Genomic DNA, 18,961 nt, shown 5'->3' on the forward strand with positions numbered 1-18,961 from the left:
ATTCCTTATAAGGAAAGGGGAAGAAGTGTCAGATTCTGCGCTGAATATGATGACTGTGCGGAAGGAGGCGCTCGACTCTATGGCGACGGGTCGCCATCTGCCCGTTCCCCGGCGCCCCTTCAGCGGAATCCACGTTGCACTGAGCGAGCATCCGCCGCTGAGCGGGCCCTCGGTAGCGCCGGCCACCCTGGTCCAGGAAGTAGCCGACCGCCTGGTGCAGGCCCAGGGGATGCCGAGCCAGGGAGCAGCAGTCGTTGTCGGGCTCTCGCAATATTTCAGTCTGAACGACGCACGGATGTTCCATGAAACACTCTTCCGCGCGGTCTGGGGGGAAGTTCAGCATCGGTGCAGCCATGCGGAAGAGACCGGACCGGTCAAGCAATACAGGATCAAGACCAATATTACTTCCGATGGCGCAATTCCGCCCGAACTCTACGGCAGTACCTGGAGTTTCAAGCAGCTTCACATAGACCGGGATGCGCTGTTTTTCTCTCATCTGTACGGCCCGGCATCAGGATTCAGCGGCGGCGAACTCCTCCTTTTGGATATTCGCGTCTATATGTTGCGACACGCCCTTCGCTTTTCGGACGTATTCACCTGGTCCGACGAGCCCACCGAGGGCAGCAAGCCGGTCCTGCGCTCGGAGCACCAGGACGCCGCCATGGCCGAGTCAGGAATCAATCTCGGCGCACTGGGCGCCGATGATGTGCTTTTCGTGAATAACTCGCCGCACGCGGGAATACTGCACGGGGTGATGCCGGTGGTCATCAAGGAACCGGACCGCTTCGTTCGAGAATTTCATCGATGCAGCGTAAAGGAAATCGACGGTTCGTAAATATTTGACTTCACCACGATGAAAGACAATCTTCCATGCTTGACGCGAAGACAGGTACCAGAATTGACTTTCCTTGCAGCAAGAAAGACACAGATCGTTGCTACTCTGGGTCCAGTCAGCGAAACACGGTCCTGCCTTGAAGGCCTTATTCTCGCTGGAATGGACATGGTCAGGCTCAGCATGAGCAACGGCACACGGGAGCAGCACATCAACACCGTGGCGCTGGTCCGTGAGTTGGCAACGGAGTGCGGTCGACCAGTCAGAATCCTTGCGGATTTGCAGGGGCGGAAAAATCGTCTCGGGCGGCTCCCAGGTGGCCAAGTAGAGTGGCTGACAGGCGATCACGTCGTACTGACGACGTCCCAGGAGCAGTTGACATCTCATCGTACGTGGACCCTGTACCCCTGGATCCCGAATCTCGTCCAGCCTGGCTCCGCGGTACTGATCGACGACGGCGCAGTCGTCCTGACCGTCCAGCACGCGGACAGTGCGGAAATGCACTGCACCGTCGCCGAAGGTGGGACCGTCACCGACGGCCGAGGGTTCACTATTCCGGGCGCAACCACATTCGAGCCGGGCCTCAATCAGAAGGATGCCGACGACCTCCTCTTCGCCGCGGACCTCGGCGTTGACCTGGTCGCGCTGTCATTCGCGTGCTCGGCAGAGGATTACGCTGCTGTGCACGCGTTGGCACCGTCCCCCCTTGTCATCGGAAAGGTCGAACATCCGGACGCGGTGAAGGCTCTCTCGTCGATGGCGGGAGCTTTCGACGGCTTGATGGTCGCGCGCGGCGACCTCGCACTGGAGATTGCCTTCGAGGACGTCCCTATTGTGCAGAAGAGCGCAGTGCGAGAATGCTCCCGCATGGGGAAAACATCCATGGTCGCCACACAGCTGTTGCACTCCATGAGAGAAAGCAGCCTGCCGGCGCGCGCAGAAGTCGCCGATATCTTCAACGCAGTTGTCGACGGCGCGGACGCCCTGGTGCTAACGGGAGAGACAGGATACGGCAAGCACCCGGTGCGGGTGGTCGAGGTCATGCGACGTGTGATCGAGAGCGCCGAGCGCCATCTTATGGATGCGGGGCCCAGCCGAACATCCAGCCGCTAAATGCGCTGCCCTGCAGCTCCACGCAAGGAGGTAATGAAAAGTGGCAGTTCGCACAGTACTCGTCACCGGCGGCGCCGGCTACCTGGGTTCGTGCCTTGTCGACCTGCTCGGTCGCCAAGGGTACACAGTCATCTCCCTGGACAACGGGATGATCCCCGATCATGAATCTTCGCATGAGAATGTCCGGCATATACGGGCCGATATTCGGGATGTGAGCGACTGGCGCTCCCTGATGCCGACCGTGGATGCCGTAGTGCACCTGGCAGGGCTCGTCGGAGACCCTGCCTGTTCGGTGAATCATGACCTGACGTGGGAAATAAACTATCTGGGAACCGTATATGTTGCCGAGGCCGCTCGCAAGGCGGGCGTCCAGCGGTTCGTCTTTGCGTCTACGTGCAGCAACTACGGTCTGTCTTTCGGTACGAGTGCTGACACCTTTTCGCCACTTTTTCCTCAGTCCGTTTATGCGGCAAGCAAAATTCAGGCCGAACATTATCTTCTGAGCGTGCGAGGCGCTGATTTCAGCCCTGCGATATTGCGTTTTGCCACCCTTTTCGGGATCTCCCCAAGAATGCGATTTGACCTTGCTATAAATATCATGACGGCAAGAGCCGCAATGGAGGGCTCGATCCTGGTGATCAACGGGGAGCAGTGGCGCCCATTCTTGCATGTGCGCGATTGTGCCAAGATTGTAGCCTCTCTCATACCTGTGGACTGGAGCCGTCCAGGCGCCGAGATATATAATTGCGGATCAGACAGAGAGAACTTCAAGATCAGTGAGATCGGACGGATCATTCAAGAAGAGATCCCACTGGCCACGCTGGACATCAAGAAGTCTGCCGACGACATGAGAGACTATCGCGTCGATTTTGACCTGCAACCGAATTCGATCAACTTTAATAGCCCGATAGGCGTCAGGGAGGGAATACGAGAGATCCGAGACGCGCTGGAGCAGGGTCTTTTTGCTGACTATTCGAACAGGGATTACAACAACTATGAGACGTTGATCCACCGACTGCAAGAAGGTCATTTGTCGACAAGTCTGCGGCATGATCACCCATGGCCTGAGCTGGTTTCAAGCAGTGTATGAAAGTCTATTTGGCCGCGGTGCCGGCCAAGGCAGGAGTTGAGGGGCATGGGTTACATCCAAGAGATGCGGGCGTTGGTTGGAACGAGACCACTACTTCTTCCGGGCGCGCTCGCCATCATCCGGAACGATCAACATGAGATCCTGCTGACCCGGCGCACGGACACGAAAGAATGGTCCCTTCCCGGGGGCCACATGGAACCGGGCGAAACGCTTGCCGAGACTGCAGCACGCGAAGTTCACGAGGAAATTGGTCTAGGGGTGGAGGAGCTCGAGTTTATTGATTTCTACTCGGGCCCGGAATTCTTTTACCGATACCCGAACGGTGATGAGATATACAAGGTAACCGCCGTCTTCGCCACGCTGTTCTCCGGGGGGGATCTGAATCTTGACGACGCCGAGGTGCTAGAGGCACTCTTCTTCAGTCGTGACAACCTTCCCGGCGATCTATTCAGCCAAGAGCGGTACATCATCGAGAAATACTTCGAAAACCGCTAGTCATCCAGTGTTGTGGAGGAACCCTCTGTGGGCGCGATCGAGAAAACGTTCCCGTTGAATGCCGCCCAAGAGAGAAATCTGAGAAACTGGGCCGAGGAAGACATACCTTCAAAAACCCTCGCCGTTGTGGTCCCGCTTGTTGCCGCACAAAGTCTGACTGACGTCCGGACCTCGATCGATTACCTCATAGGTCGACATGAAGCTCTGAGGAGCCGGTTGGGGAGAACCCTTCACGGAATGCCAGTCCAGGAAGTAATGGAAACGGCATGGGTAACTTCCGGCCTTGAATGTGATTACCATCAAGTGTCGTCCAGTCAGGATCCCGTCGAATTTGCCTCCACTCTTCGGGCAAAGTACATAGATCCCATCCAATATTCGTCTCGTTGCTCTTTCTATTTGAAAGGAGACGAAGTAGTAGCGGTCATGCTCTCCGTCTCACATGTCTTCGTTGATGGAATTAGCCGACGCATTCTGACACGAGAGCTTACAGATTTTTTGCATGGCGGCCGGCATTCACCGGAATCTCCGCCTCAGGCAAGCGACTACAGTGACGACGCAGCGTCTCCCATCGTTCAAAAGAACACACAGTACTGGAAGACTATTCTTGCCACGGTGCCTCGATCATGCACCTATTCAGGCGCGGTCCGGGATCCGTACGAACGTGTCGAAATGGCGAAGGTAACACTGACTCCAGACCAGGCCTCTCGAATAATGGCGGCATGCAGTGTGCTTCGAGTGACCCCGTATGCCCTGTGGGTGACTTCCATGAGCGCTCTCGTTCAGCGTGCCACCCGGCAGTACAATCAAGTATTCCGGTCCACCTACGCAAATCGCCTAACTGCAAAGGACTATCGCGCAGTAGCTCAATTGGCGCAGGCAGCCTTCGTTCCGCTCATGGGGACGGAGCATGAGTCTCTGATGGCACGTGCACGTGGTGTTTATAGTTCTACTCTGCGCACGTACAGGCATGGCCTTTACGATGCAAGTCACACCGTGGAGTGGCTGAATCGTCCGTCGGCACACATGGGTGCGACGTTTCAGCCTGCTTTCGAAGTCAACTATCTTCCGGCATCCACTTCCGATCGATCGTTGGTTGAGAAATCTATGATCGGTGGCGACTATGAAATCAAGACCGTAGGCGAGAGGATGGCTATAGATGCTCCGTCAGCAAAAGCCGACCTCGCCATACTCGTATCCTACGAATATTCTCCATGGATTCGACTTGATGCCCGAAGGCCCGTCTACAGTCAACGACGGACCTCTGAGTTGCTTCGGAACTTGTTGAGCATTATGGATGTCCTGTGTGCTGCGCCCGAGACCTCTATTTCGGACCTGTCTGTTCGCGAGTTTCGGTCCATGTCCGGGCAGCTCTTCGGCCACCGCAGCGGAGTCTTCATCGATACGTCGACGACTACGAGCCTTGTCATGGGGTTTCCCGCCGTACAAAGCTGCAGGCTGGAGATGCGTGCTGATACTCTGGTGGCCCACGTTCAGGCTTCTGAGCCCGTGGAGGTGAGCGAAATGCTGGCCTACTATCAGGCACGACAACCGTGGTTCTCTGGATCCGTCGTCCCTGACGCTTTCTGTTTCTGCGGGACGCCTATCGCCACTGGTTCCTCCGCGTGTCACGCACCCGCGACCTTGTAGCGTTCTGTTCCCGACGTTGAATGCGTGGTATCGGCGCAGCTGAATCTGCGGGTCGGCCGTTCGGATGGCTCGTTGCGTGGTGTGTCAGTGCTGGTTACCCGCCGGACCTTGACCCTGCCGAACCTCACCCGCCCTGGCGGGAGTTGATTTGCGGGTGCGGTTCACCCCAAGTGATCGCCCGTTCCTGGCAGCCCTGCTGCACCGGTTGCCGTCGGAGGCACTGCGCAGGGTGCGACTGCTGGTACGTCCGGGGACGGTGCCGCGCCGGCACCGCGATATGGTCGCACGCCGCCATGCTGCCGTCTCCCCGCCCTAGCGCCCGGGAAGGCCTCGGACCGTGCGCTCCATCCGCACCCTGGTTCTGCGGCTCGCACGGGAGAGTCCCCGGTGGGGATATCGCCACCTCCACGGTGAACTCCGCGTCCTCGGGATCAAGGTGGCCGCCTCCCCCGCCTGGCAAACCCTGAAGGAAGCCGGCATCGAACCGGCGCGGCCAACCCCGTGTTCGCCGAGAAGAGCCCCGCGGGCCCGCAAGGGCTGCGCGCTCCAGGCCTGTCCTACAGCCGATAGCGTTGAAGCGACGTAGGTGACGGGATCGGAGAGTGATGAGCGGTACTGGAGCGGAGGTCGACGGCAGCCCGCGCGGGGTGTTCTCAGTGGACTCGACCGACCCGGACGCCGCACCGCGGGGACTCGACGCCTTCCGGCGCGGGTGGGAGACGCAGATCGGCGACGATGTCTTCCAACTGCCGGCCTTCAGCCCGGACACCGTCGGGGACTTTCGGGTCAAGGGACAAGTGACCAAGGTGCACGGTGCGGCGATCGCCGATCTTCACGCCGCTTCGGCGACCCGGACCGCGGACGCCCCGGGCGGCGATCAGGATCTGGTGGCCATGTACGTGGTGCAGCGCGGCGCGTGGACTCTGGGAGGGCCGCCCGGTGACGGCGAGCAGACCGTGTCGGCCGGGCAGTTCCTCGTCCGGCACGTCGGGAACCTGACGGCTTTCGAGACGACGGCGCACCTCACGGCGAAGTTCTTCGTTCTGCCTCCCGACGAGCTCAAGCCCCTGCTCGGGAACCGGGTCATCACCGGGCCGGCGGACTCGGCCGAGATACGCCTGCTGACGGCCTTGACAGACATGATCCACACAACGGCGGCCGACCTCGGCCCGGCCGGTGCGGAAGCCGCCCACGGGGCCCTGATCGAACTGGCCAAGGCGGTGGCGAAGGGCCGGTTCGACGATGTGGAACCCCGGCTGGCTCCCGCGCTCACCCAGGCGGCCAAGGACCTCGCGGACCGTCGGCTCGCTGATCCCGACCTTTCTCCGGCGATGCTCGCGCGCGAACTCAACGTCTCTGTCCGTACGCTGCACCGGGCATTCGCCGCTGTGGGAGAGCAGGTGACCGCCTACATCCGCCATCGGCGACTGCACGAGGCCCGGTTCGCCCTCACCGCGCCGTCAGGTCGCCTGAGTATCTCGGAACTCGCCGCACACTGGCAGTTCGCGGACGGCAGTCACTTCACCCGAGCCTTCAAGAAGCACTACGGTCAGACTCCCACCGAGTACGCCCGTTCGACCGGAGCAGCGTCGCACCCGCCGGGCCGCGGGTCGGCCGATAGCGCGTGACCAGAGGTACGACCGCGGTTCAGCGGCTGCCTCCTGCTTTCGCGCGTATGCGACAGCCGTCCGCACTGGCCCTGGGCCGGGTAGCTCGCCGGCAGCTGGTCGAAGGTTCCGACCAACTGCCGGCGGCCCAGGCGGCGTCGGGATAAGCGCGTTGGGGAAGCGCCGTGGATGCTGAAGAAGGTTCAGTCGATCAGCTCGGCGGCCCGCTCGGCGATGGCGTAGACGGTGGCGTTGGTGTTGGCCGAGGGGATGGACGGCATCACCGAGGCGTCGGCGACCCGCAGCCCGGATATTCCGTGCACGCGGAGGTTGGCAGGGTCGACGACGGCATCGGCGTCGGTTCCCATGCGGCAGGTGCCGGTGTAGTGGAAGTAAGGTCCGGTGGCCTTGCGGAGGAACTCGTCCACGTCTTCGCCGCTCGTCCCGGAGCCCGGCACCGCTTCCTGCTTGCGCCAGTCGGCGAACGCGTCGCCCTCCCCGATGCGGCGAGCCAGGGCCAGGCCCTTGCGCATGATCTCCAGGTCACGGTCGTCGCTCAGATAACCCGGGTCGACCACGGGAGCGCTGCCGGGATGGGCGTCCGCCAGGCGCACGGTGCCGCTGCTGTGCGGAGCCATCGCGGCGAAAGCGATCGAATAGCCGTTGGCCGGCGGCTGGCCCCATGCCGACGGGAGCGGTGCGGCAACGACGTAGACCTGAAGGTCCGGCCGGCCCGCGGTGGGGTCGCTGTGCAGCAGGCCCATCATCTCGGCCGGCGGGTTGGCAGGAATGAACGGTACGGGCCGGGTGGCCTCGTACACCACGCCGGCCATCGGGTGGTCCTGCAGATGGGAGCCCACACCCGGCAGGTCGGCGACGACATCGATGCCGTGTTCCTCCAGGTGTTGTGCCGGGCCGATCCCTGACAGCATCAGGAGGTGTGCGGAACCGATGGCTCCCGCGGTCAGCACCACCTCGGCGCCGTCGACGGACCGGTGCTCCCCGCCAAGGGTGTACTCGACGCCCGTGCAGCGGCCCGCGGTGACGAGCAACCGCTCCACGGTCGCGTCCGTGACGACGTCCAGGTTCGGCCGGTCCAGGAACGGACGGATGTAGGCGTCGGCCGCGCTCTGCCGGGCGCCGCCAGGCAGATTCATGTCACTCCACCCGAACCCGGTCTCCAGCCCGCCGCCGATGTCATCGGCGCGTGCGAACCCGGCCTCCACGGCGGCGTCGACGCCTGCCGTGGCCAGGGGATGGGGTTCCGGGACCGGGGCGACCACGACCGGCCCGTCCGTGCCCCGCACGGAGGCATCACGGCCGCGCGTGCTCTCGCTGCGGGCGAAATAGGGCAGCAGATCGTCGAAACCCCACCCTGGAGCGCCGAGGCCGGCCCATTCGTCGTAACCGGAACGGTGCCCCCGTAGGTGGTAGAGGCCGTTGATGCTCGATGATCCGCCGAGTGCCTTGCCGCGCAGCACGTCAGCGGCCCGGCCCGTACCGGCCTGCACGGTCGAGGCGCCCAGCCAGAGGGACGACGGGTCGAACCCCAGGAAGCCCCAGGGAGACGCCATCGTCTCGGTCGCGTCCCGGGCTCCCGCCTCCAGCAGCAACACCCGCACGCCGGGGCGTTCCGAGAGCCGGGAGGCGATCACGCATCCCGCTGTCCCCGCTCCCACCACGACATAGTCATAAGGGCTCTTGTCCATCATGTCTCCGCTTTCCACGGCAGTCTCGTCCGACCACCGGATTCCAGAAAATCAGCTCCTCGACGAGCAAGGAGCTGATGATGCCTGTGTACCAACTCGTCTTGGGTGTGTATCCGTCCAGGAACAGCGCAGGTGTTCCCTCGGCCTTCGCAGCTTAGGAAGACCGGCACAGCGCGCACTTGAACCACCGCGACGTCTGTTCGGAACCTGCGCGCCACGAGGCGCCGTTGGGCACATCCCGGGCCGCACTGGCGCAACGCCGCGCAGGTCACCGGGCCGCTCATCGAGGCCCCTGAGCCCGAGGCCGTCGGCAGGGACGACTACCAGCCCCCCGTGTGCTCCACCCCGAGCAGGTGCTGGAGCACGAATACGGGGGCCTGCTGCCGCGGGGACTCCGTGAGCGCATCGCCGAGTGGGAGGACGGCGCCGAGCAGGAGGACGAGGAGGGCGTGGGACGCGGGCGGTCGCAGCTGGGTCCCGGTCGCGGACCAGCCCGTCATCGGTGTGTTCGACGCCATGTCCCCACCCGGATCTCGGTGGGGCGCTGGGATCACTGCGGATCTTCACGTGCCCCGCCGCACCGACCCACCCGCACCGCGTCAGTCTGCAGGAGCGGCCGGACTGTCCATCTGGATGACACCCGTCGCCGCTAACGGACTGACCAGCAGACATCACACAGCGTCATTTCTGAACCGTGGACCCCGGATTACCTTCAAATTGCCTACTGTGATGGCGAGTTGACGGCTGAAAAGGGTTGACGTCGAAACGTGGTCTAGTCCAATGTTGAGCCCAGGGACCGTGTGCGTGTCCATCCTCCCGCGGGGTGCGGTCCGCCGCCCTCCGACCGCCATGGGCTCCACGAAGGCATCACCCGCGCTTGCCCCGAGAACGCCGTTTGGGCGGTCCAGGACCTCGCGAAGGTGCCCGCCTTCGCGAGGAACGAGAACATGACCCGATCGCGGAGAGAGACATGGCACGTCAACAGATACCAGGGCCGACCGTAGGCCCTCACCGACGACATCGTCAGGAACGACCGGCCACGGCGGGGATCCGGCCGTCAGAATCCGGTGCGGCGAGGACCAGCCCGAATCCGGCCCCTGTCAGTCCGGCGCTGCACGCCGCCCTCGCGACCGAGTCCGAGGACCGGATCATCTACGACCTCGCCGGGATCGGCGAGCGGTACCGGTCCCTGGTCGAGGAACTGCCCGGCGTCGACGTCCGGTTCGCCATGAAGGCGTGCCCCGTCGACCAGGTGCTGAACCACCTGGCGGCGCAGGGTGCGGGCTTCGACGCGGCGAGCCCCAACGAGATCGTCCAGGCGGTCAGGACCGGTGTGCCGCCCGGTCGGATCCACTACGGCAACACCGTCAAGTCCGACCGGAACATCGCCGAGGCGTACCGCCTGGGGGTTAGGGACTTCGCCACGGACAGTTCGGAGGACGTCGCCGCGATCGCGGCCCACGCTCCCGGCGCCCGGGTGTTCTGCCGACTGGCCACCAGCGGGGAGGGCGCGCTCTGGGGGCTCAGCCGGAAGTTCGGTTGCTCGGCCGAAGACGCCGTACTCGTCCTGGAGGCCGCCCGGGCGGCGGGCCTGACGCCGGCCGGCCTTTCGGTGCACGTCGGCTCGCAGCAGATGACCGCCGACGCCTGGCAGGAGGCCTTCGAACGCATCGGCGACGTGCTGGTGAGCCTGCGGGCGAGCGGGATCCTGCTGGACCACGTCAACCTCGGGGGCGGCCTGCCCGCCCTCGGCTATCTGGACCGGCGGGGCAACCCGCTCGATCCGCCGCTGGACAAGATGTTCGTGGTGATCCGGGAGGGCATGCAGCGACTGCGGGAGATCGCCGGCTCCGAGTTGGACTTCGTCATGGAGCCGGGTCGCCATCTGGTCGCCGACCAGGGCGCGATCAAGGCGCATGTCCTGCGCCTGACGTCACGCCGGCAGCTCGACGGCGAGCGCGAGTACTGGCTCTACCTGAGCTGCGGGAAGTTCAACGGCCTCTACGAGATGGACGAGCTGCAGTACCGGCTGGTCTTTCCGACCCATCCGGACGGGGAGTACGTTCCGGCCGTCGTCGCGGGCCCCAGCTGTGACAGCGACGACGCCTACGCCCAGGAACACCGTCGCGTCCAGGTGCCCGGATCGGTCGCCTCCGGCGATCCGGTGTGGATCCTCTCCAGCGGTGCCTATGCGACCAGTTACATGACCCAGGGGTTCAACGGCTTCGATCCGCTTCCGTGCGGTTGGACGGCCGGTGAGCCGAGAGCCGCGAGCTCCGCGAGCTCCGCGGTGACGGACGTGACGGACGTCATGGACGTCATGGACCTCCTCGACGTGACGGACGTGACGGACGACGAGGCGAGCCGGCCCGCCTGATTCCCGCCCGCACACCCTCACGGTTCGCAGCCACCGGCGCGACGAGGGGGTGCCCCTGTACCCACCTGACCCACTTGGTTTCTGGAGTTCCTACATGCCCGCCTACGATCAGCACCTTCACCGCGCCGCCTCCCGCCGCCCGTATTTCAGTGCGGACGGTGAGACGTACCTCGCGCCGACCCCACTCCGCGACCTCCGCAAGGAGCAGCCCCTGCGCGTGCTCTCCGAGGCGGACTTCGCCTTCTGGCAGACCTACGGCTATGTCGTGGTCAAGGAGGCGATCCCCGCCGAGTCCGCCCGGCGCCTGCTGGACTTCGCCTTCGACTTCCAGGACCTCGACCCGGACCGCCCGGACACCTGGTACGAGCCGCGGCCCTACCGTGACGAGCTGGACCGCCATCTGCATGTCTACGGCTTCGTCGAGGCGTACCACCACCAGTTGATCTGGGACAGCCGGCAGACCCAGCGCGTCTACGACGCCTTCGCCGACGTCTGGGACTGCGAGGAGCTGTGGGTCAGCCTCGACCGTCTCAACCTCAACCCGCCCAACATCAAGAACCGTGACCGCGCCCTCATCGAGCCCACGGCAACGGGTTTCGACATCGAACTCCACTGGGACATCGACAGCACGCTCAGCGTGATACCGCAGCGGGTCCAGGGCATCATCGCGCTCAACGACACCCGGCCCGACCACGGCGGCTTCCAGTGCGACCCCGAGCTGTTCCGCCGGTTCGACGAGTGGAAGCTCGGTCAGCCGGCGGACCGTGATCCGATCCGGCCCGCCGTCGACCGGGACGAATACCCGGTGGTCCGACCGGAGCTGTCAGCCGGTGACCTGCTGATCTGGAACGGCGCCCTGGCCCACGGCGTCGCCCGCAACATCTCCGAGCAAGGCGTGCGGGCGGTCCAGTACCTCTCGATGATGCCCGCCTTGGAGGAGAGCGAGCAGATACGCCGCTCCCGGATCGGCTCCTGGGAAACCCTCAGCACCCCGGACTGGAACGGAACCCTGGTCGGCGACGCCGTCACGCACGAGTCGCTCCGGTACAAGACCGCCGAACTCAACGACCTCGGGGAGAAACTGCTGGGCCTCACCTCCTGGCACGGAGCGGAGTCCGCACAGTGAGTCGTGACACCGGCACGCGCAGGATCTGCCTGACCCTTCCCACCAACCGGGCCTGCACGGCCACCATCGCCGACATCGGCGAGGAGGCCGTCTACGCCGCCGGGCGGTTCGGCGTCGAGGTCCACCTGCTGATCCTCGATTCCTCCGATCCCTCGACGTTCACCGATCACGCCAAGGCCGTCGACGAGCTCCCCGCCGTGCCGAACGTGATCGTGCACCACCTCGACGAGGAGCGGCAGCGTGACTTCCTGCGGGAGGTAGATCGGGCGCTCCGGTCATGCCGAACCCGAGCTGCTGCTCGACCTGATGCTGCCGGACGCCGTCTCCTACGGAGCCTGCACCAACCGGGCGTTCCTGCTCGCCGCCGCACTCGGCTGCGAGTCGATCCACCGCCGGGACTCGGACAGCGGCTACCAGACCCTGGATGGCGAGCCGGTCTTCCCCATCCACCACGAGCTGCTGTCACTCGGTAAGCCGGGGGCCGACGCCGCCGACGGCGTCACCGAGAACGCGCTGGACCCGGCACACGGTCAGAAGCCGGTGTCCATGGTCGGTGGCTCGTTCGTGGGTGAGCTGTCGGTCGACGTCGGCGAGATCAAGGAGACCGACCCCGGGATCTACCGTGACGTGGTCAGCCTCTGGGCGCCGCCCGAGTGGCCGGAGGAGGAGGTGCAGGGACTGGTCGAGGAGTCGTTCATCGGCGCCGGCACCGAGCCGTTCAGCGTCGACCGGTCGGTCCTGGACGTCCCGGACATCTGGCGGCTGGACATGTGCAACATCGGCTTCGACCATGAGCTGTACGAGCGCGTCCCGCTGCCGCCCGCGACCGACACCATCGGCAGCGACTACTTCCTCCTGCACGTCGTCCGCCACGCCCCGCTGCCCGCGGTCGTGCACAACCGGCACATCGTCAACTTCTACACCGCGGAACGGCGGACCGGCAGCGGATTCACCGCCTACCAGATGCGGTTCGTGAAGTTCCTGCTGTCGATGCTCTACCTCCACCCCGTCTACTTCGACCTGGAGGAAGCCGGACCGGCGCTGCTCGACGCGGAGCACCGTGTACGCGCCGCCACGATCGCCGGGTTCGCCCGGCGGTCCGCCGGGGCGGACCGCGCGGAGAATATCCGGCGGCTGGACGTCATCGACCGCTGCTACCGGCAACTCGGCGGCAAGTACGCCGAGTTCGCCGACCACCTGCTGCCGCTGCGGCAGGGCCTGCTCGACCGGGCCCAGCTCGACATCGAGCACTTCGCGCTGCTCATCGACGCGTGGCTTCCGCTGGTGGCGGCGAGCAGGGCCGTCGGCCTGTCCGGCGAAGGGGCGGGAAGAGCGGCCGAGGACACCGTCCGCCTGCGTCCCCTGGCAGAGGCCGACTGGGACGAGGTGGTGGCGCTGGAAGCGCGCGCCTACGCCGAGAGCGGCCTGTCGGAGGGACGGGAGGTGCTGCGGTCCAGGGGCCGCGTATCACCGGCCACCTGCTTCGTACTGGAGCACGACGGGCAGTTCGGGGGTTATCTGCTGGCCCTCCCGTACCCATCGGGCCAGTGCCCGGATCTCACGCTCGTCGAGGCATCCGACCACACGTCGACAAATCTCCACGCGCACGATTTCGTGCTCACCGAGGCACTCCGCGCCAGGGGGCTGACACCGCAGTTCGTGCGGCAGATCGAGCAGCAGGCGCGGTCGCAGGGCTTCGACCGGATCTCCATGGTCGCCGTCCAACGCAGCCATGTCCTGTGGCGTCGCCTCGGCTACGCCCTCCACCCGGAGGTCAGCCTTCCCGAGAGCTACGGCACGGAGGCCGTCTACATGTCCAAAGAGCTGTAGAACGCGCCTCGGACCGGGATCGAAGTACCCAGCGGATCCGCCGCGCGGATCACCACCGTCGGACGAAGTAGGCTGATTCACTCATGTTTCGCATGCACGACCCCTTCCGCAGAGCGCAGTTGGCCATCGCGGCGCTGTTCCTCTTCCTCGGGTTCCAGTACGCCACCTGGGTCTCGCGGCTGCCCGCGTTGAAGACGCACCTCGACCTGAGCGCGGCGCAGGTCGGCCTGCTGCTGATGGCGGGCGGCGTGGGCGCGGTGATCTCGTTCCCGCTGGTTCCGGTGGTGATGGCACGCCTGGGCTCCCGGCTGCTGTCGCTGCTCTCCGCCCTGGTCCTGGGCCTGATCCTGCCGGTCCTGGCGGTGGCGCCGAACTACCCGGTCACCCTGCTGGTCATCTGTCTCGACGGCGTGGCGGTGGGCTTCCTCAATGTCGCGATGAACGCGCAGGGAGCCGCGCTCGAAGTCAGGTACGGCCGGACCGTGATGGCCCGGTTCCATGCGACGTTCAGCGCGGGCTCCCTGTCCGCGGCGCTGCTCGCCGTCGGCGTGAACCTGTTCACCTCGTCCTTGGCGGTGCACTTCACGGCGGCCGCTCTGGTGTTGTTGCTCGCGGTGGGCCTGACGCGGTCCGGGCTGCTGCCCGAGGACCAGCAGCCGCAAGCCGAGCCGGAGAACGCATCGGAACAGCCGGAGAAACCGAAGCGCCGCATGGTCCTGCCGTCCCGGGTGACCATCTGGATGGGCCTTGCCATGGTGTTCGGCACCGTGACCGAGGGTGCGATGAACGACTGGTCCTCCCTCTACCTCAAGGACGTCGCCGAAGCGGGGCCGCAGGTGGCGCCGCTGGGGATCGCGGTCGTGTCCGGAATGATGGTGCTGGCCCGCATCTTCGCCGACGGCTGGCGCGCCCGCTGGGGTGACGGACGGATCGTCGTGGCCGGAAGCGCACTCGCGGGCGCCGGTCTGACGCTCGCCCTGCTGGCCGGCGGTGTGTTCCCCGCACTGCTGGGGTTCGCCTGCGTGGGCCTGGGCGTCGCGGCCGTGACGCCGTGCGTCTACGTGGCCGCCGCCCGCCAAGGCCCGGACGCACTGGCCCTGGTCGCCGCGATGGGGACGATCGGCCTGCTGGCCGGACCGCCCGTCATCGGCTTCATCGCGAGCGGCAGCAGCCTGACGTGGGGCATGGGCGCGGTCGCCGCCTCGGCGACGCTGGTCGCCCTGTGCGCCACCCGAATCCGCTGGCCCGCCCTGACCCCCGCCTGACCGCCCCGGGCGCCCCGGCCGCCCCTCCTCGCGGCCGGGGCGCCCGTCATCCGCGCAGCCTGGCCGCGGCGCGCAGGAGTTGGGCGGCGTACTCCTCCATCGCCCCGGTCAGTGGTGCGTACGCGGGGAGGAGCGTCAGGGCGATGGTGTCCTCCCGCATGACCTTGTCGGCCGCGCTGCGCAGGACGGTCTGCTGCTGTGGCAGCAAGTCCCATCGGGGTACGCCGTCCCCGTGGGCGGGACGCAGGCCGGCGCCCAGTTCCGCGAGCCCGCGCAGGATCGGCGCATCGTCGATCAACTCCCCCGCGGCGGGGAGCGCGCCCACCGCGGCCAGCAGGCCGCGTGCCACCGGGGCCGCGTCGCTCTCTTTGAGGTTCAGCGCCGGACGGCTGGTGACCGCCTTGCCGAAGTCCACCACGGCGGCGACCTGGTTCGGGGTCAGCCTCGCTGCGATCTCCACGGTCCTGAGTCGCTGCCAGCCTCCCAGTGGGCTGCCGTGCCGCTCCCGCCTGGTGATCCACTGGGTGACCAGGGCCTCGGTGTGCAGGGAACTGACCGCACGGTCCCCGAGCCGGCCGAGCAGGTAGGCGAGCCAGCCCGCCGGCAGGCCCACCCTCCGCTCCCCGAGTCGCACGCCCAGCCGGCAGACCGCCAGCAGCGGTGCCAGGTCGACCTCCGCATGGCGCTGCAGCACGGTGTCCTGTCCTTCCGGCGAGCGGAGCCAGGAGCCTACGGCCGCCAATGCCTCCCCCCTGTCGTTCGCGGTGACCGGCTGCTCCGCGTCGTAGGTCCCCAGGGCCCGCAGTACCCGGTTCGCCTCCGCACGCGACTCGGGCTCGGGCTTTGCCACGGCGCCGTACCCCGCCAGGCCCTGTTCGTAAGCGGCCCAGTAGTCGCGGTACCGCTGGTCTACCAGCCGGTCGACGGGTTGCGGCCGGCCGTTCGACAGTCCGTCATGGAACAGCCGCTGCAGCGCACCGGTCATCCAGACCGGCAGGTCGAGCACGGTCAGGTTGCTGCCCGGTTCGACCAGTGACAGCGACCGCCGGCCGTCCGGGCCGCCGATCCGGGAGACCTCGGCGAACAGCGATTTCCCGGTCGCGGGTGATGCGGTTCCGTCCGACAGGGTGTAGACAGCGAGCATTCCCATGGGTTCGACCGACACCAGGCAGCGGCGGGAGGGCTCCGCGGTGCCCGCCGGGTCGGTGGGCAGATCCGGATCGACCACCGTGACGCGCCGCCGCTGGCCGCGAGCCAGGTTGTCGTACTCCCGCACATTCATGGAATGGCCGGTGAACGTGACCGTGCCGGGGCCCGTCCGCAGGACGGCCACGCGCCGCAACCCACTGAGGTGTTCGAGCAGCACGGAGCCGGTGAGGTCCGCGGTCCAGGCCGCGTCCTCCGCCGCCAACCAGCACAGCCGGTGCGACTGCTCGTCGTGGCAGACCACTCCCCGGCAGTTGCCACCGGCGTCGTTCACCGACAACCAGGGGCGGACGATGGTCTCACCCCGCTCGTCCGATCCCGCGGTGGTGTCGTCGGGGTCCGTGCCGTCGGCCGGACGGCCGGTCAGCGACCGGGCTTGCTCGTCCCAGTGCAGCCTCACGGTCGCCCCGCTGCCGACGAAGGCCACCGCTGCCGCCTCCGCCGCGTCCTTGGGCAGTCCGGGCAACAGCGCCGACATGTGCACCCGGAACAGCGCGGATCCCGAACGGACGGCGATCCGGCCGCTGCCCAGGTCGGCCACCGGCTGCACCAGCACGGACCCGGCCGACACCGACCCGCCGGGCTGGGCCCGGCGGGACACCGTGAGCGTGGCGGGCGAGCCCAGATCGACATGGAGCACCGTCACCGGCACGCCCGTCAGCCCGGCCGCCAGGACGCCGCCCCGGTTCGCGGCGACGAGCTCCTCCCGCAGCCAGTCGCAACCGGGCCAGTCACGTTCCGCGGGGCGGGCGACGATCACCCGGGCCTGGGGCAGGCCCAGCACCCGAAGTCCGCCGTCGGCCGCGGCGGAAAGGAAGACCACGTCCCCGGCGGCCACCGGGGAGTCCTTGAGGGACGTCAGTTCGTTGGACCGGTTCAGCCACACCGCGCCGTCGGTGGAGTGCTGGTCCAGAAGCCTTCGGTCGGCCGGATACGGGAAGGCGTCGGCGCCGTCGCCGAGCAGCAGGGCGCCGTTGGTCTCGTCGGCGAACGCGACGGGAAGCAGCATGCGCTGTGCGAGCTTCTGGCCGAGGGCCCCCCGGACTCCGGGGTGCCATGTCTCCAGAACCAGGTGGCCGCATTCGTTCACGCCGCCCTGGACTCGGCCGTAGACCATGTCGCCCGGGCTGAAGAACGACCACTCGAGGTCGGCCAGTGAACTTCCGTCAGCGAAGCGCACCAGTTCGGCGCACACCTCGACGACTCTGCCGGGCACCGTCTCCAGCCACACCGAGCGCCGGTCGGCCCAGGCCACGGCCCAGACGGTCCGGCCGGCGGCCTCGTTCGCCCGCACGTTCTCCACCAGTTCGGTGGCGGGAAAGCCGAACCGCCGCAGTGCGGAGGGCTCATGACGCAGCGTCCAGGTCGTCAGGTGTGGTGAGAAGAACACCGGCTCCTCCACCGCCCTGGCCTGCTTCGGCAGCCGGACGCGCACAGGCCGGTCCGCCCCCTCGGTCCAGTGCCGCGTCAATTCGTCGTGGTAGCGCCAGTTCCGCTCCCGGCAGGCGGTCGCTATCTCCTCCGCGCTGCCGTTCATGAAGGAGAGCCGCGCCCACTCCGTGTCCAGGATCCTTCCCTCGTCCTGGGCGCCTGCGGTGGGCAGCAGCCGGATCCGGACCCCGGAGACCGAGTCCCCGGCCGCGGGGAGGACGATCAGCCCGCCCGCGGCGGCACGCAGGGTCGTCAGGCGCACCGCGTCGGTGCGGGAGCCGGCCACGGTCACCGCTCCGGTGATCTTCGGGTGCGGGGTGAGCAACAGCGGTGCCCCGGTCCCCCTGGCCGCGGTGGCGTTGAGGCCGGGAAGTCCCGCCAGGGTGAAGTTGCCATGGGCGTCGGCGTTCTTGAGGGCCTGCTGAGTCTTCAGGACGTCCTTGGGGAAGGCCACGACCGGTCGCGGCCAGTCCGACAGGAAGGTGGCGTCTGCGGGGATCGCCACGTGGGCGCTCACGCTGCCGTCACCGTGGCGCCGCAGGCGCACCACCGAGCCGGGAGGGACACCGTCCGCGTCGCGCACGTCGGCGGCGGGGAACAGCACGCCGGGGCGGACCTCGATGGAGCCGCCGTTCGCGGCCATCACGCCGAAGCAGTCCGACCCGGTGGTCTTCAGATAGCTGCTCAGCAACTTCGATGTCCTGGCCATGGGTGACTTGGTGGAGCCACGCCACCGGTTCCGGTCCCCCTCGTACAGCTGTTCCAGGCGCACCAGCATCTTCGCCTGCCCCTGGTAGATGTCCGCGCGCGTCTCCACCGCCCGGCGCAGGCAGTTCTCCCGGTGGGAGAAGTCGCGCCGGCTCACCTCCGCGGTCAGCGGCATGCCCTGCTGCTCGAGTTCCGCGTGCAGGCCGAAGTGGAGGAAGTGGTTGTTGGACGACCGGGAAGCCAGTCCAGCCTCCAGGTAGAGGCTTTCGCCCTCGCGCAGGCCCACTCCGTTCCCGTCCTCCGGACACGGGGGGACGAGGGGCGAAGCACAGCCCCCAGCCGGGGCGGCCGCCCGGCACCGTCTCCAGGCGGGCCAGAACCTTCCGCGTGCGCTCCTTCGGCCCGTGAGCGGCCAGCAGAGCGACGACGTCCTCGGGGCGCAGGTAAGCGCTGACGGGCTCGTCCCTGACATGGATGCCCTCCTGCCCGGGGGTGAACCTGTCGCTGCCGGTGTACACCCGGTGC

At 66.5% G+C, this 18,961-nt stretch carries 13 protein-coding genes and 2 pseudogenes; 12 read left to right on the top strand and 3 right to left on the bottom strand.

From position 1 onward, the window contains the following. Positions 1-79: 79 nt before the first annotated feature. From M2266_RS03425 to M2266_RS03455, 7 genes and pseudogenes are all read left to right on the top strand, one after another. Entirely contained in the window at positions 80-835 is a 756-nt protein-coding gene (locus M2266_RS03425; protein WP_277436758.1) for a hypothetical protein, read from the top strand. 18 nt (positions 836-853) lie between these two features. Continuing rightward, positions 854-1,945, top strand: a complete 1,092-nt coding sequence (pyk, locus tag M2266_RS03430) for a pyruvate kinase (RefSeq protein ID WP_277436759.1) — start codon at positions 854-856, stop codon at positions 1,943-1,945. A 40-nt stretch (positions 1,946-1,985) separates the two neighbouring features. Continuing rightward, complete coding sequence (locus tag M2266_RS03435; RefSeq protein WP_277436760.1) at positions 1,986-3,035, top strand: SDR family oxidoreductase; 1,050 nt, start codon at positions 1,986-1,988, stop codon at positions 3,033-3,035. A 45-nt stretch (positions 3,036-3,080) separates the two neighbouring features. Further along, the gene (locus tag M2266_RS03440) at positions 3,081-3,530 is read left to right on the top strand and encodes an NUDIX hydrolase (RefSeq protein ID WP_277436761.1); all 450 of its coding nucleotides are present in this window, start codon (positions 3,081-3,083) and stop codon (positions 3,528-3,530) included. 27 nt (positions 3,531-3,557) lie between these two features. Beyond that, positions 3,558-5,177, top strand: a complete 1,620-nt coding sequence (locus M2266_RS03445; RefSeq protein WP_277436762.1) for a condensation domain-containing protein — start codon at positions 3,558-3,560, stop codon at positions 5,175-5,177. Positions 5,178-5,310: 133 nt separating this feature from the next. Continuing rightward, positions 5,311-5,667: pseudogene (locus M2266_RS03450) on the top strand (integrase); the annotation flags it as partial. A gap of 115 nt (positions 5,668-5,782) precedes the next feature. Continuing rightward, on the top strand, positions 5,783-6,805 hold the full coding sequence (locus tag M2266_RS03455) for a helix-turn-helix domain-containing protein (protein WP_277436763.1): 1,023 nt from the start codon (positions 5,783-5,785) through the stop codon (positions 6,803-6,805). Positions 6,806-6,987: 182 nt separating this feature from the next. Here the strand turns inward: M2266_RS03455 and M2266_RS03460 are convergent, their stop codons facing one another. Together M2266_RS03460 and M2266_RS03465 are read right to left on the bottom strand one after the other, a co-directional pair. Next, positions 6,988-8,511, bottom strand: a complete 1,524-nt coding sequence (locus M2266_RS03460; protein ID WP_277436764.1) for a GMC family oxidoreductase N-terminal domain-containing protein — start codon at positions 8,509-8,511, stop codon at positions 6,988-6,990. Positions 8,512-8,813: 302 nt separating this feature from the next. Then, a complete protein-coding gene (locus M2266_RS03465; protein WP_277436765.1) occupies positions 8,814-9,011 on the bottom strand; it encodes a hypothetical protein in 198 nt (65 codons plus the stop codon). A gap of 452 nt (positions 9,012-9,463) precedes the next feature. Here M2266_RS03465 and M2266_RS03470 point away from each other — a divergent pair, with 452 nt between their 5' ends. From M2266_RS03470 to M2266_RS03490, 5 genes and pseudogenes are all read left to right on the top strand, one after another. Beyond that, on the top strand, positions 9,464-10,870 hold the full coding sequence (locus tag M2266_RS03470; RefSeq protein WP_277436766.1) for a type III PLP-dependent enzyme: 1,407 nt from the start codon (positions 9,464-9,466) through the stop codon (positions 10,868-10,870). A 94-nt stretch (positions 10,871-10,964) separates the two neighbouring features. Then, positions 10,965-11,996 (top strand): phytanoyl-CoA dioxygenase family protein, encoded by a 1,032-nt coding sequence (locus M2266_RS03475; RefSeq protein WP_277436767.1) that lies wholly within the window; start codon positions 10,965-10,967, stop codon positions 11,994-11,996. After that, positions 11,993-13,295 (top strand): annotated as a pseudogene (locus M2266_RS03480) (DUF6271 family protein); the annotation flags it as partial. The gene M2266_RS03475 and the pseudogene M2266_RS03480, both read left to right, overlap by 4 nt. Before the next feature lie 90 nt (positions 13,296-13,385). After that, on the top strand, positions 13,386-13,826 hold the full coding sequence (locus M2266_RS03485; RefSeq protein ID WP_277441055.1) for a GNAT family N-acetyltransferase: 441 nt from the start codon (positions 13,386-13,388) through the stop codon (positions 13,824-13,826). Between the two features lie 83 nt (positions 13,827-13,909). Next, positions 13,910-15,091 (top strand): MFS transporter, encoded by a 1,182-nt coding sequence (locus M2266_RS03490; protein ID WP_277436768.1) that lies wholly within the window; start codon positions 13,910-13,912, stop codon positions 15,089-15,091. A gap of 46 nt (positions 15,092-15,137) precedes the next feature. Here M2266_RS03490 and M2266_RS03495 read toward each other — a convergent pair whose 3' ends face one another. Further along, positions 15,138-18,611, bottom strand: coding sequence for a hypothetical protein (locus M2266_RS03495; RefSeq protein ID WP_277436769.1), 3,474 nt, complete (start codon positions 18,609-18,611; stop codon positions 15,138-15,140). Positions 18,612-18,961 lie beyond the last annotated feature (350 nt).

This window comes from Streptomyces sp. SPB162, assembly GCF_029504575.1.
Classification (GTDB): domain Bacteria; phylum Actinomycetota; class Actinomycetes; order Streptomycetales; family Streptomycetaceae; genus Actinacidiphila.